The sequence below is a fragment of the Haloferula rosea genome (genome assembly GCF_016595525.1).
Lineage (GTDB): Bacteria > Verrucomicrobiota > Verrucomicrobiia > Verrucomicrobiales > Akkermansiaceae > Haloferula > Haloferula rosea.
The window spans coordinates 67,817-81,631 of record NZ_JAENII010000002.1 but is presented as its reverse complement, the minus strand read 5'-3'; the positions used below and the strand labels follow the sequence as shown (position 1 = coordinate 81,631).

Genomic DNA, 13,815 nt, shown 5'->3' with positions numbered 1-13,815 from the left:
GCAAAGAACACCGGAAGGCGTCGGACTACTCCGGCGTGGTGAGGTCGCGGAACTCATCGTCGAGGCCGCGGGCTCCAGTCGTGGTGGGTGAACTCCCCTCTCTCGCCTGCTGGAACTGGCTGGCCAGGTCATCAACGGGCTTGGAGGTCGTCCCCGAGAGCCGGACGGTGCACCAGCGATAGCCTTGGCTGCTTTCGCGGAAAACCAGCGGGACTTCCCGGGACGGCGCCGCCGCCATGAGGATCTCCGGAATACCGACCTGAAGGGCCCCGGAGAGCTTGCCATTGGCCTCGCTCATCTCGCCGCGCAGACGCAGCATGCCATCGGAATCCAGGTTGATCTCACTGAGTCTCACTCCCGTCATGGTGCGTTCGAACCGCAAGCTCGAGCGCTTCTCGAACCGCGGTTGGGTAAACCGGGGATTGTCCATCATCTCGGCAAGTGCATCGAACATCTGGAGTCGGAACAACTTGAGCGAAGTGGCCTTAGTATTGTGCACTGCACCGGAAATCCTGAGGGTTTCCAGGTTGGTCACATCCAGCTCGCAGCGACTGGAATCGTCCCCGTCGGGAGTCTCGAATCGGCCCTCGATCAATGTCCCCATGCTGGGTCCAAGCAGGAGTGCGGACGGAATCTCCCTGACCTCAAGGCCCAGCACCGTAGGTCCGCCACGGACCGCGATGTCCGGGAAATTCTCGCCGCTCAGGCGGATCACGGCTTCCGGGGCGGCTTCCGATCCGAGCCGCAGGTTCCCGAGCCGCACCCCCGATGAGGACAAGCTCAACGAGGCCGAATCCACTTCGAACAATCCCCATCGACCAAGGCGCGTCGTGCCACCTTCAAAAATGATGTTGGATGATGGCAGCGCCGGATCCGGCACCGTCATGAGTGCCTGGGTCTCGCGGAGAGCCAGAGCAGCCCTTTCGCCGTCGCCGAACACCACATTCAGTCGTGACACCTGCATGGGCGACTGGAAGGGCAATTCCTCGTCCACCAAAGTCGTCGATTCCTCACCCGCGGCAGCAGCAGCCCGCAGCACGATCTCACCGGACCCCGCCACCATGCGCTCCCCCCTCCAGGTGCCACTCAAATGACTGCTCAAACGGAGGTCGCCGCGAACGGCATTGAGTTTCATACGCGCCACCGGACTGGTCTCGGGCCATGAGAGCTGCATCAGATCCGCAGCGGCGCTCACCGGGGTGGCGCGGAACGATCTCATCTCCACCTCGGCACCGGTCCACTGCTCCACGCGAGCCACCACCTGATCGCGATACCCCGAGCCATTCAGGTAAAGCACCCAGCCAAAGATCCCGAGAGCGAGGGAAACGACCACCACGGACACCAGAGCCGCAACGACCAGGCTGCGCTTGCGGCGCTTCATTTCCTCTTCCTTGTGGGGTTGGTGCGAACGGCGTTTGCGCTTGCGCACCTTGACCACTTGGGTGCCGTCCGGTCGGGTGACCAGACGTTCGTCCCCTTCGGCGGCTTGCTCCCCCTGCGATCGCAGGCGGTTCATCATCTCATCGAGCGAGTAGCTCTCCTGGTCGGAGTCGGACATGCGAAATCAAGATGGAGAAGCAGGCAAGATAGCCCGGCTTCCAATTACGGATTGAACGGACGACCGGCACCATCCACCACCCGGACCGTGACGAGGAAGATGATGGCGGTCTTCACGGGTCTGGACGCCTTGCTCTGGAAGAGCCGGCCGACCACGGGGATGTCGCCGAGGATGGGAGTCTTGTCCTCCACGTTCTGCGAACGTTCCTCCAACAGGCCACCGATCACGACCGTCGCCTTGTCCGCCACGGTGAGAGAGGTCTCCGTGCCGATCTTCGAGAAGACCGGCATCAGGATCTCGTTCGGCGTGATGACCACGTCCGATGTCTGGAACAGACCACCCAGATTGACCGGGTTCGGGTTGATCGTGGTGGTCTGACCGGCCAGAATGGGAGTTCCGTAGTTGATGAAGCCATCGAAGTCCGTGATGTCGGGCTTGATACTAATGTCCACGTAGCTCTTGTCCTGACTCACGGTCGGAAGCACATCGAGCACGATCCCGACCTCCCGCATCTCGAACGAGGTCGGTGTCGCCGGAGTCACGGGCACAATGCCAACGTCCTGGTCGACCAACTCGCCGGTATCCAGATCGACGAGCGTCCCGCCGACTTGGTTGGGAAGTTCAGGCGGTTCGTACTCCGTGGGGTAAATGAACTCGCGTGTGACACGCACCGAAGCGGCCTGGCCACTGCGGGTGGTCACGGATGGCACGGCTGCCAGATCGATGCCGGTCTTTTGGTCGAGACCACGCATCAGCATCGAGACCTGGGTGCTGTTGAACTGTCCATTCACCCAGAGCGCACCCGGAGCTCGTGCGCTCGAAGCGCCAAAGCCCCGTCCACCACCTGAAAGCAAATCGTCGATGGAGTTGTTCGCAATGGCGCCCGGACCACTCCGGTTCCCTGCGGTGACCGGTCTGGCGCTGTTCGCAAACGCGAGTGGCACCGGGATATCCCCGAGGTCGCCGCCGTTGCCCTGCGTACCGCCGGTCAGGAAGCCTTTGTTGACGCCTGGAACCCCGCCTTCACTCCCGAAGCCAAAATCACCGAGAAGCCAATCGAAGCTGAGTTCTTCCAGCCGGGACTGGGTGGTCTTGATCATCTTCACGTCGACGATCACGGCCGTGGGCTCTTCATTCGCCAGCAGATCAACGACCTGATCGACGAGCGAGTGATTCGTCATCGTATTGCGCACCCGAAGTGTGCTCGTAGCGGCGTTGAAGTTGGCGGATGCCCCCTCCGGGAAACTCACCCCCCGATCCTTCAGGACCTGCTCAGCGGTCAGACGCCGTGGAAGTGCACCCTGGTCAGGCTGTTGGGCGAATGGGTCAAGGTCCGCACCGCCGTCGTCACCGCCGCTTCCTCCCGAGGTGAGGAAATCCGGGGGCACACGGTAGGTCTTGACCACCATGTCCGGCGAATCCGCACCGGCGGGCCGGAGGACTAGAGCGAATGGCTGCTCCAAGGCAACCGTGCCGGTCGCCTCGGTCAGGTAGCCGATCAGCTCCTTCAATGGCACGTTGCGGAGATTCAGGTTGAATCGTTTCTCACGGATTCGATTCCCGACTTCCGAGTCGGGTCCGCCGAGGTCGAGCACGATGTTGATTCCCCGCTTGGCAGGGTCCAATTCAAAGGTATCCAGCTCGATGGCACGCTGACGGATGAAGTCGATCGCCTCAGGCAGCGTGATATCGTCCATCACCACGATCGGCAGGACGATCCGCGAAAGTTTGTCGATGTAGGTCGAGGTGTCGACATTCGTCCGGTAGTCACCGGCGGTGCCGAGGTCACCCACGGGAGGCAGGGACAATTCCCACTCCGCATCGACCATGGAGAGCATCTCGGCACGGGTCTGATCGTAGGCCGCCCGGTAGTAGTCGGACTTTGCGGCTGCGACTTTCTCCATGCCGCGACGTGCGGCGGAGTTCGTCGAGTCCACTTGGAGCACATCCTCGTAAACGGCTTTGGCCTCATCCAGTTTGCCGAGCATGAACGCACCATCCGCCTTGTAGAGGAGCAGACGCACCTCTTCGATGTCGGCCGTATGCTCGGGGGAACTCGCTGGATTCGTGCGAATCGGGTCGGCGAGTTGCTCGCGCATGGCCAGGGCCTCCGGCGCGTCAGGTGCGAGGTCATCGACCAGCACACGCTCGACGGCTGCATTGGCCGCTTCGAGATTGCCGAATCGGCGCAGTTCCTTTGCTTCCTCGACCGAAGCCTGAACGTAGCGCTGAAGGGTCGCCTCCCGCTGCGCTGCAATCACCGGAGCACCAGCAGGCATCAAGTCAAGCGCACCACGGTAAGCCGTTGAGGCCTCAGCATAGCGAGCCGCCTCATAGGCCTCGTCGCCCTGCTTGATGAGTTCCTGAGCTTCGGAGACAGCGTTGGCCCGACGCTGCAGCTCGGCTCTCGCCAGGTCCGAAGAGGAACTCTGGGCATGCAGCACAGGCGGCACCATCAGGGCGGCGGTCAGCAGCAGCCTCAGAGGCCGCCTTGAAAATGGGGACGAAGGTTCGATCAAACGCATTCGGGTTTTGGGGATGTATAGGGACCGATCGTCCCAAGCGTAAGCCGAAAATCCGGGAATTTTCCCTGATTTCCACCCCGTAACCACAAGGTGTTTACCTCATTCGCCGGTGTCCGTTAGTGGAGTCCAGCCAGACGCCCCTTGGCGGCGTCGACATCCTGTGAAATCTGCGCCTTCAGGGCCTCCAGAGAGTCGAATTTCTGCTCCGGGCGCAAATGGGCGATGAACTCCACCTCCATCATCTCGCCATACAGATCCCTCTCTCCGTCGAGCAGGTGGACCTCAAGCGTCCGCTCGTCCCCTGGCACCGTGGGTCGATTCCCCAGGTTCGCCACCCCCGGGTGGCATTCCCTCCCGACCATCGCGCGCACCGCCCAGACTCCGTCGGGCGGATACTGTTCGTCGCCGCGCTCGAGGTTGGCCGTGGGAAATCCCAGTTGCCGACCGAGCTTCTGCCCCTCGACCACCCGTCCAGCCACCGTGTAGGGCCGCCCCAGCATCCTCGCCGCCGCATCCAGATTCCCATCCCTGACCGCTTGGCGGATCCGCGTACTACTCACCCGCTCCCCATCGACCATGACCGGAGGCACCGCTTCGAAACGGAAACCCAGCTGATCAGACAGCGAACGCAGCAGATTTCGGTCGCCCTCCCTCTTGTAGCCGAATCTCCAATCCTCGCCCGCGGCAAGCGTCCGGGTCCCGGCATCAATCAGTTCCTGGACGAAATCTACTGCCTCCACCCGCGCCCTTTCCTCATCGAAGGGCACCGCCAACAGGAAATCCACTCCCATCGGTTCAAGGATCGCCGCCTTGTGGTCGAGCGAGGCCAGCAATCGCTTCGGCGCCTTCTCAGGTGCCAGCACCCACAGAGGGTAAGGATCGAAAGTCAGCACACCGGCACGCCCCCCCTCCGCGGCAGCCGCCTGCACCGCCCGCTCGATCACCGCCTGGTGCCCGACATGCACCCCATCGAACACCCCGAGAGCCAAATGCACCGGGCCTTCGAGTTGGTGGATGGATGTCAGGCGCCTCACGGGGAAACCATGCCCCGTTGTCGGGCCCGGGGCCAAGCCGGAGTTTTCGATCGGCTCAAGCGCCACGCATGAGCGAGATCTCAGCGAGGCTGATCATCGCCTTGAAAAGGTCCTCACGATCGCCGTGCTTCAGGGTCTCGACCGAAACCGCACGGTCGAGGGTGAACTTCCCGGAGCGGGTGCGCCGCAACGCACTGAGGTGTGCACCGCAACCCAGTTCGGCACCGATGTCGTGGGCATACGTCCGGACGTAGAACCCCTTCGAGCACTTGACCCGGAAATCCACCTCGGGAAGCTCAGTACGAAGGATCTCGTAGTCGTGGACCTCGACCGGACGCGGATCACGCTTCACCACCTTGCCCTTGCGGGCGAGTTTGTAGAGCGGCACACCGTCCTTCTTGATCGCCGAAACCATGGGAGGAATCTGCTCGAAGGCACCGGTGAACTTGCCGAATGCCTCATCGACCTGCTCGTCACTCAAGTCGCCGACTTCCTTCTCCTCCAGAATCTCGCCCTGCCTGTCTTGGGTCGATGTCGTAGCCCCCAGCGTCAGGGTGCCTTCATACTCCTTGTCCTCACTCATCAGGAGGTCCTGGATCTTGGTCCCGCGCTCAATCACCAGCATCAGCAGCCCGGTGGCCATCGGGTCCAGCGTTCCGCAGTGACCGATTTTCTTCGTACCCAGTGACCGACGCGCGATCGCGACGGCGTCATGGGACGTCATGTCAGGGGCCTTGTCGACCAGCAGCACGCCGCTGGGAACACCGGAAACAGGATTGGGATGACTCATGTTGTTGCTTCGTTCTCGATCTTTGAAATTTCCTCCTCCACGACGCTCAGCAGCCTCGCCCGGGCGTCGGAAATGGGCCCCGGCATGCGGATTCCCGCCGCCAGCGAATGCCCGCCACCGCCGAACTTCATGCCGATCCGGCACACGTCGGCCCGCGGGTCCTTCGACCTCATCGACACCCGGATCTTCCCGTCCGCCAGCTCCTCGAAGAAGATCGCAACGATGACCGTGTCGATCCCCCGGATGATGTCGATCAGGCCTTCGCTGTCCTCCGGCTTGATGCCGAGATCATCGATCACCTCCCGGGTCAGCGACCAGTAGGCCACGCGATCGTCGCATACGAGCTCCATCGTATTGAGCAGAGCGCGCATCAGCGAAACCCGGCGCAGAGGATGGCTGTTGTAGGTCTGTGAGTTGAGCGTGCCGATATCGGCACCCCGGCGGATCAGATCGGCCGCCATTTCGTAAGTTTCCGCATTCGTGCTCGGATACTGGAATGATCCGGTATCCGTCGATGTCGCCACATAAATGGCGTCGCGCGACTCATCCGGCATCGGCAGATCGAACTCACGAATCAGGCGATACACGATCTGACCGGTCGCAGGACTCCCCGCATCGATCAACGGAAAGTCCCCGTAGCCGGGATTCGACTTGTGGTGGTCGATGTTGATCCAGCGCTTGCAACCGGCCACCGCCGCCAAGGATCGCTCACCCAGACGGGGTTGGGTCGCCGTATCCAGTGCGATCACCACATCGGTTTCGATGGGCTCGGCAGGTGGGGTTTCAATCCGGTCCGATCCACTCATGAAGCCCAGATTGCCGGGTAATCCATCCTCGTTGATCAGGCGCACCTTCTTGCCGGCAGCCTCCAGCGCGAAACCGAGGGCAATCTGCGAACCGATCGCGTCGCCGTCAGGACGCACGTGGCTAAGCAGGACAAAGGAATCGTATTCCTGAATCCAGCGGCCGATCCCGGCGATGAGTTCTTCGGTTTCCATAAGGACGCTTCCCCGTCGGGGGGCGCGGATTCTCACGATGCACCCCGCTCAGGCAAGGACAAAGCCTCCCGGAACCCGTCCGGCCACCAGATTGACCGGACGGACGTGCAAGATTCTGTCTCAGGTTCGCTTGCGAACCCAGCAGTCACCCAGCGTGAACAGCACGGCTCATCCTACTATGACGGCGTCGGCGTCTGGGGCGAAGTGTCCATGCCTCCCCATCCGTAATACAACGAGGACCAAGCCTGCCAGATGGTCGACGCCATCCCCACGCTCGAATCAGGCGGACCCCAAAGCAAGCGCTCTAACGACAACCCATCTGTCAGACAACTTCGCTTGATTGCCTGGGCGTGCCTGTGGTGAGCTTTCCCATGCCTTATCCTGACCGGGACTTCCTTCTCTACTCGCCGACCGCCAAGCGCCTTTTCCACGAAGTGGCCGATGGCTTGCCGATCTACGACTACCACTGCCACCTTCCAGCAGATGAAATCGCCAACGACCAGCGTTGGTCGAACCTCAGCGAGATCTGGCTCGGTGGGGACCACTACAAGTGGCGCCTGATGCGAGCCAACGGCGTCGACGAACGGTTCATCACCGGCAGCGCCTCGCCCGAAGAGAAATTCCAGGCCTGGGCGGCGACCATTCCCCGCGCCCTGCGCAACCCGATTCACCACTGGACGCATCTCGAGCTTCAGCGTTTCTTCGGCATCGACCTGCTCCTCAGCCCTGAGACAGCCGATGAGATCTGGCAGCGGGCCAACGAACGGCTGCTCGACGAGGATTTCAGCGCGCGTGGCTTGATGAAGAAGTGCAACGTGCGGATGGTCGGGACCACCGATGATCCGGTCGACTCGCTGGAGCACCACGAAGCCATCACGAACAGTGACCTCGGGATCGCCGTGCGGCCGACCTTCCGCCCGGACAAGGTGTTCACCGTCGACAATCCCGCGGTATTCAATGAGTGGGTCGATCGACTCGAAGCCGTCACCGACCACGACATCACCCAGCTCGGCGATCTGCTGACCGCGATCCACAAGCGTCACGACGACTTCCACGAAGCTGGCGCCCGGCTTTCCGACCACGGGCTCGATGCCTGTCCGGCAGTTCGTTGTGACGACGCGGATGCCGCCATCATTTTCGAAAACGCACGGAGTGGTCAGGCAGCCTCGCCGGAGGACAAGGAGAAGTTCTGCTTCTATCTCCTGCTCTTCCTCGGACGACTCGATGCCTCCCGCGGCTGGACGAAGCAACTGCACCTCGGGCCATTCCGGAATACCAACCCTAACGGATTCGAGAAGATCGGACCCGACAGCGGATTCGATACCATCGGCGACTTCCAACAAGGTCCCGGATTGGTGAACTACCTCGGCGCCCTCGCCGCCGAGAATGCCCTGCCGAAGATGGTGCTCTACAACATCAACCCGGCAGACAACTACCTCTTCGCCGCGATGAGCGGTGCATTCCAGGACGGCAGCGTGGCCGGGAAAATCCAGTTCGGCTCCGGCTGGTGGTTCATGGACCAGAAGGAAGGGATGGAGATGCAACTGAATGCCCTTTCAAGCACCGGACTACTTTCCCGCTTCGTCGGCATGCTCACGGACTCGCGCTCGTTCCTCTCGTTCCCACGACACGAATATTTTCGCCGGATTTTGTGCAATTTGATCGGTTCAGAGGCCGATCGGGGCGAGTTGCCGGAGGATTTTGATGCGCTGGCCGATCTGGTCCGCCATGTCTCATCCGAGAACGCAGAGCGTCATTTTAATCAGGATTAAGGCTCAAAAAAGCGGGGCGAAGCCTTGAAAATAAAAGACTTCGCCCCGGGCAGAAATCGAGCTCTCCCCCCAGATCACCCGACCCCGCACCGAGGCGAAGCGCGAGAACTATGCCAGCTCTTCGGCGGTGGGCAATACTGATCCATGCCTATGTAGGGTCTCAGACACCGATTGCTCGTAGAAACACGCAGTCATTTCGACCCTTCCGTTCATCACCGGAGCGCCAGACACCAAACGAATGCCCTCATCGAGTGCCGACTCGACCAATTTCGCTCCCACTTGGTCGCAACGGAGCAGACCCAGCCCATGTCTTCCGGCGCGCAAGCGGTCCGCCAACTGCGCCTCTGACTCACTCCATATCGGGAATCGTTTGGTCCAACTCGGACGAGCCATTGATGGATCCAAAGAGAGCTCGACCTCGCAACCTGCGACCGAGGCTGCCAAGCACATCCGGGCGAGGTCCTTCTCATTTGAAGCGCGAAGCAGCACGCGGGGAATCGGCCGGTAACGGAAGACATTGCGCTCACAGCGAAGTCCGCTCGGGTCGTGATCGATCCCGAACTCCCGCTTCATCCAGAAGGCGTCGCTCTCAGCCGCGGGCACCAAGGACTCGTCTCCCATCTGCTTGAGCAATTCCTCGACGTCCTTGCTGAGACCACTGCGAAATTGGGGTTCCGAAGCGTCTCTCCAGCGGCCGAACTGGGCCACGTAGTTCGGGCCTCCTGCTTTCGCCCCCGGACCAAAGCTCGACCGCTTCCAACCGCCGAATGGCTGACGCTGCACGATCGCGCCGGTGATCGGACGGTTGATGTAGGCATTCCCGACTTCCACACGCTCGCGCCACTCGTCGACCTCAGCAGGGTCGAGCGAATGAATCCCGCCGGTCAACCCGAACTCGGAGTCATTCTGAATGGCCATGGCGTGATCGAGATCGCGCGCCCTCACCAGTCCCAGCACCGGCCCGAAACACTCGGTCCGCCGGAACCAACTATCGGGCTCTACACCCAGCTTGATGCCCGGTGACCACAGACATGGATTGCCGTCGATCATTCGAGGTTCCAACAGCCACGACTCCCCCGCGTCCAGAGTGGTCAGTGCGCGGTGCAACTCCTCGCCAGGAGGCCTGACGACCGGTGTGACCATGCAGTCATACGACCACGAAGGCCCGACCTTCAGCGACTCCGCCGCATCCTTCAGCCTGCGGCGGAAATCCGGATCGTCATAGACCTCGGCCTCGATGATACCCAGCGATGCCGCCGAGCACTTCTGACCGGCATGCCCGAATGCGCTCCGCACCAGGTCCTTCACCGCAAGATCCGGGTCGGCCGCGGCAGAAACAATCAGCGCGTTCTTCCCCGACGTCTCGGCCAGCAGGCGCATGTCGGTTTTCCAGGAAAGGAACATCCGGGCCGTCTCATACGCCCCCGTGAGCACCACGGCACCCACCCGTGGATCGGTGACGAGGGAGCGCCCGATTTCATTGTCCGGACATGGCACGAATTGGAGAACCTCCTTGGGAATCCCGGCACTCCATAGCGCGTTGACCATCACCCACGCGGACAGCACGGTCTCTGGAGCCGGCTTGAGAATGACCGTGCATCCCGCCGCCAGCGGAGCCAGCACGCTTCCGCAAGGAATGGCGAAGGGGAAGTTCCACGGGGGCGTCACCACCACCACGCCGACCGGTTCCATGTCCGATCCATCGAACCACCCCGGATCCTTGAGACTACGGGCGTAGTAGTTTGCGAAATCAACGGCCTCGCTCACTTCGACGTCGCCCTCCATCACCGATTTTCCGGCATCCATCACCATCGCAGCCACCGCTTCACCCCGCACCTCCGCCAATTCGACCGCCACTGCCGCCAGAACCTGGCTCCGTTCATCGATCCCGCGCGCGTCCCACGCCGCACCTGCCGCCACTGCGCAGTCCAGCGCCTCCTGCACCCCGGTAGAATCAGCAAGCCCATGACTGTAGGCGGGGGCTCCCGGGCGCGAAGGATCCGCCACCTCGGTCTCATCCGCCCCTTGCTCGAATTGTCCGCCGACTTGAAGCGGGATTCGCTCCACCTCCCCCGCCTTCATGGCCTCGACCTTATCCCGGATCCACTCGACATTGGCCGACAGCGACCAATCAGTGTCCGGTTCATTATGGAACGGATGGTCCAACGGGAGAGAAGCGGGGGCTTCCGTCGAGCGATCCTGCTGGCGGTTCGGCCCGTAGCCTGTCGACTCGATCGCCTCGCACGCCTGCAAAAACCGCTGCTTCTGCCGCTCCCACGCTGCATCCCCCGGCTTCATGCCGAAGAGATCATGCAGGAAGTTCTCCGGTGACGTATTCTCGTCCAGACGACGCACGAGATAGGCGATGGCACTCGGAAAGTCTTCCTTCCGGACCACCGGCGCATACAGCAACAAGCCATCTGCCACATCCCGGACGACACGAGCCTGATGATTGGCCATCCCCTCCAACATCTCGAATTCGACCTGCTCCTCAACCCCTTCGCTTGCCCTCAACAGGAGCCCGTAGGCGACATCAAACAGATTGTGGCTCGCCACCCCGAGGCGGGCGACCTTCGCATTCTCCGGCTTGCAGCCTTCATGGAGCATGCGTTTGAAGTTCGCATCCACCTCGTGCTTGCTGCCGTAGGGTGCGAGCGCCCAGTCATGGACCTCGGCATCCACCCTCTCCATCGCCAGATTGGCTCCCTTCACCAAGCGAATCTTGATTCCGGCACCCCCGGCATCGACCCGGGTCTTCGCCCATTCGATCAGCTCCTTCTGCACCGACCAGGCATCCGGAAGATAGGCCTGCAGCACGATCCCGGCCTCCAGGCCGTGGAACTCCGGTTCCTCCAGTACTTGGCGGAACGCATCGCAGGTCAAGCGGAGGTCACGGTATTCCTCCATGTCGAGATTCACGAACTTCGGAGCTCCGTCCTTGGACGGATTCTTCATCGCCGCCCGGTAGAGCAAACGGAGGCGATGCTTCAGCTCGACCAGCGTTTCCTCAAAACCCACCGCGTGGATCTGACTGTAGATGGCCGAGAACTTGACCGAAATGTAGTCGCAATTCGGGTCCTCCAGTCGTTCCAGATTCGCATTCAACCGCTTGGCGGCCTCCCCTTCCCCGAGCACCGCTTCCCCCAGTTGATTCAGGTTCAACCGCATTCCCGCCTTCCGGCGCTTGGCGACATGCCGGTTGAGTTCTTCAGGCTCGGCAGGGAGAATGACCGATGCGCTTTCGCGGCGTAGCTGCCCGGCGACCTGGGGCATCACCAGATCTGGAGCCACCCAGGACGCCAACTCTCCAGCCTTCATCGCCACCCTCGCTGGTGTCGGCAGGTAAACAGGCGCCCCGTAGTCGTCGACAAGATCGCGGAACCGCCGCGCCTGCCGCACTGCACTGGGGGGGCGGAAAACCTGGTCCGCCATGGCAAAGGTGAATGCCTTCCCCGGTCCGTCATCCATCATGGCGGCAAGCTGGTGGGACTGAATCCGCTCGGAAACCCGCCGTCCCCGACTGGCGGCTTCCAGAAGCTCACGAGCAAGCTCCACGGCTTCCAATGCCAGTTCCCGATGGGTCATTGATGATTCGCGCACCTTGGTCAGACGTTTTTTGCCGATCTCCATAGCCTACGAATATACACCCTGGGGTCTTGACCGAAATCGACAGTCTCCCCGTCGGTTGCGGTCAGAAGGCGGGGATTGCCGAGGCCTCACCGGCCTGCTTTTGTCTCACGTCATGGCCGCTGACCGGGACTTTCTGGATCGCATCGACTCGCCTGGATTCTGCGAGTCGTTATTCGCCGTGCTCCCGGACGTGCTCTTCTGCATGAAGGACCGGGACGGCTTCTACCGGGCCGCCAACCGGGCATTCGCCGAGCGACTGGGGCTGAAGGATGGCTCGCGACTGCTCCATCGGCGTGCTCAGGATTTTTTCCCCGCGGAACTCGCCGCCACCTACCAGAGTCAGGACCAGCACGTCCTCACCACCGGCAAATCCCTGGTCAACGAACTCGAGTTGGTGACCAAGCGACGCGGAGGAAGCGGCTGGCACCTTGCAACCAAGGTGCCGTTGAAGGACCGCTCCGGAGAGATCATCGGCCTCGCCTCCGTGTCCCGTGACCTGCGCACCCCGGAAGCGGGTGAACTGGAAATGTCCGGCATCGCCCGGGTGGCCGACCACGTGCGCAACCACCTCGACTCCGAACTGCGCAGCCAGACGCTGGCTGAGATCGCCGGGCTGACTCCAACCCAACTCGACCGCCGGATGAAGAAAGTCTTCCACCTGTCGACCGCCCAGTTCGTCCGCAAGATCAGGATCGCCCATGCCGCGGACCAGCTTCGCACCACCCGACGCGCCATCGCCGAGATTGCCCTGGACTGTGGGTATGGGGACCAGACCGCGCTGACCCGGCAGTTTCGCGCCACCGTCGGGATGCCACCCGCCGCCTTTCGGGAACACGCCCGCAGCCTTCAGGAAAAATGATCCCAGCCAGAAAAGTCGCTCTGTTCGGAGGAAGCTTCGATCCCATCCACTGTGGTCACCTTGAGATCGCCCGACAGGCCGTTGAGGCACTGGATCTCGATGAAGTCCGATTCATCCCCTGCCGCGTATCACCGCACAAGCTGGACCATCCACCGGCCCCGGCCGACGTGCGCCTGGAAATGCTCAAGGTCGCCTTGGCGAACCTTCCCTGGGCCACCATCGACGACTCCGAACTTCACCAACCTCCGCCATCGTACTCCTGCAAGACCGCGGCGCGCATTCATCACCAGGAGCCCGACAGCCGCCTGTTCTGGTTGGTCGGGACCGACCAGTGGGAGTCGCTCCCGCGCTGGCGAGAACCCGAAAAGCTCTGCGAGCTCCTTGAATTCATCGTGTTCTCCCGCGGTGCCCCGCCGGAGCCGCGGGACGGCTGGCGCATGCACCCCATTCATGGCGACCAACCCGCCTCGTCGTCCGCCATCCGGGACGGTGCGCGCATCGGGAAGATCCCCACGGAATGGCTGCCCCAAGGCGTGGAGGAACTGATCATCAAGCACCAGCTCTACCAGTCCTAGCGCCTTACTTCCCACGAAAGCCCTCGCTTGCCCATCCACGGGAAACCGCCTAGATTCCTCCGAACATCTTCCTC

The 13,815-nt window shown here is 62.0% G+C and carries 9 protein-coding genes; 3 read left to right on the top strand and 6 right to left on the bottom strand.

The window, feature by feature from the left end:
• Nucleotides 1-25: 25 nt before the first annotated feature.
• From JIN81_RS02425 to JIN81_RS02405, 5 genes are all read right to left on the bottom strand, one after another.
• Nucleotides 26-1,558, bottom strand: coding sequence for a hypothetical protein (locus tag JIN81_RS02425; RefSeq protein WP_200275960.1), 1,533 nt, complete (start codon nt 1,556-1,558; stop codon nt 26-28).
• A gap of 44 nt (nt 1,559-1,602) precedes the next feature.
• Nucleotides 1,603-4,083 (bottom strand): Amuc_1098 family type IV pilus outer membrane protein, encoded by a 2,481-nt coding sequence (locus JIN81_RS02420; protein ID WP_200275958.1) that lies wholly within the window; start codon nt 4,081-4,083, stop codon nt 1,603-1,605.
• A gap of 116 nt (nt 4,084-4,199) precedes the next feature.
• A complete protein-coding gene (locus tag JIN81_RS02415; RefSeq protein ID WP_200275956.1) occupies nt 4,200-5,117 on the bottom strand; it encodes a bifunctional riboflavin kinase/FAD synthetase in 918 nt (305 codons plus the stop codon).
• 55 nt (nt 5,118-5,172) lie between these two features.
• Nucleotides 5,173-5,907, bottom strand: a complete 735-nt coding sequence (gene truB, locus JIN81_RS02410; protein WP_200275954.1) for a tRNA pseudouridine(55) synthase TruB — start codon at nt 5,905-5,907, stop codon at nt 5,173-5,175.
• A complete protein-coding gene (locus JIN81_RS02405) occupies nt 5,904-6,941 on the bottom strand; it encodes a DHH family phosphoesterase (protein ID WP_325100829.1) in 1,038 nt (345 codons plus the stop codon). The genes truB and JIN81_RS02405 overlap by 4 nt, the downstream gene beginning before the upstream one ends.
• Before the next feature lie 335 nt (nt 6,942-7,276).
• Between JIN81_RS02405 and uxaC the strand changes: the two genes are divergently transcribed.
• Nucleotides 7,277-8,677, top strand: a complete 1,401-nt coding sequence (gene uxaC / locus JIN81_RS02400) for a glucuronate isomerase (protein WP_200275950.1) — start codon at nt 7,277-7,279, stop codon at nt 8,675-8,677.
• 108 nt (nt 8,678-8,785) lie between these two features.
• Here the strand turns inward: uxaC and JIN81_RS02395 are convergent, their stop codons facing one another.
• Nucleotides 8,786-12,307: a proline dehydrogenase family protein gene (locus JIN81_RS02395; RefSeq protein WP_234044417.1), complete on the bottom strand. Its 3,522-nt coding sequence runs from the start codon at nt 12,305-12,307 to the stop codon at nt 8,786-8,788.
• A 112-nt stretch (nt 12,308-12,419) separates the two neighbouring features.
• Here JIN81_RS02395 and JIN81_RS02390 point away from each other — a divergent pair, with 112 nt between their 5' ends.
• Both JIN81_RS02390 and nadD read left to right on the top strand, forming a co-directional pair.
• Nucleotides 12,420-13,166, top strand: a complete 747-nt coding sequence (locus JIN81_RS02390; RefSeq protein ID WP_200275946.1) for an AraC family transcriptional regulator — start codon at nt 12,420-12,422, stop codon at nt 13,164-13,166.
• Entirely contained in the window at nt 13,163-13,741 is a 579-nt protein-coding gene (nadD, locus tag JIN81_RS02385; RefSeq protein ID WP_200275944.1) for a nicotinate (nicotinamide) nucleotide adenylyltransferase, read from the top strand. Before JIN81_RS02390 ends, nadD begins: the two co-directional genes overlap by 4 nt.
• The last annotated feature ends 74 nt before the right edge of the window (nt 13,742-13,815 follow it).

Excerpts from the sequence above, each read along its gene's own strand:
- JIN81_RS02425 (WP_200275960.1), bottom strand. The coding sequence starts at position 1,558 with ATGTCCGACTCCGACCAGGAGAGCTACTCGCTCGATGAGATGATGAAC.
- JIN81_RS02420 (WP_200275958.1), bottom strand. The coding sequence starts at position 4,083 with ATGCGTTTGATCGAACCTTCGTCCCCATTTTCAAGGCGGCCTCTGAGG.
- truB (WP_200275954.1), bottom strand. The coding sequence starts at position 5,907 with ATGAGTCATCCCAATCCTGTTTCCGGTGTTCCCAGCGGCGTGCTGCTG.
- uxaC (WP_200275950.1), top strand. The coding sequence starts at position 7,277 with ATGCCTTATCCTGACCGGGACTTCCTTCTCTACTCGCCGACCGCCAAG.
- JIN81_RS02395 (WP_234044417.1), bottom strand. The coding sequence starts at position 12,307 with ATGGAGATCGGCAAAAAACGTCTGACCAAGGTGCGCGAATCATCAATG.
- JIN81_RS02390 (WP_200275946.1), top strand. The coding sequence starts at position 12,420 with ATGGCCGCTGACCGGGACTTTCTGGATCGCATCGACTCGCCTGGATTC.
- nadD (WP_200275944.1), top strand. The coding sequence starts at position 13,163 with ATGATCCCAGCCAGAAAAGTCGCTCTGTTCGGAGGAAGCTTCGATCCC.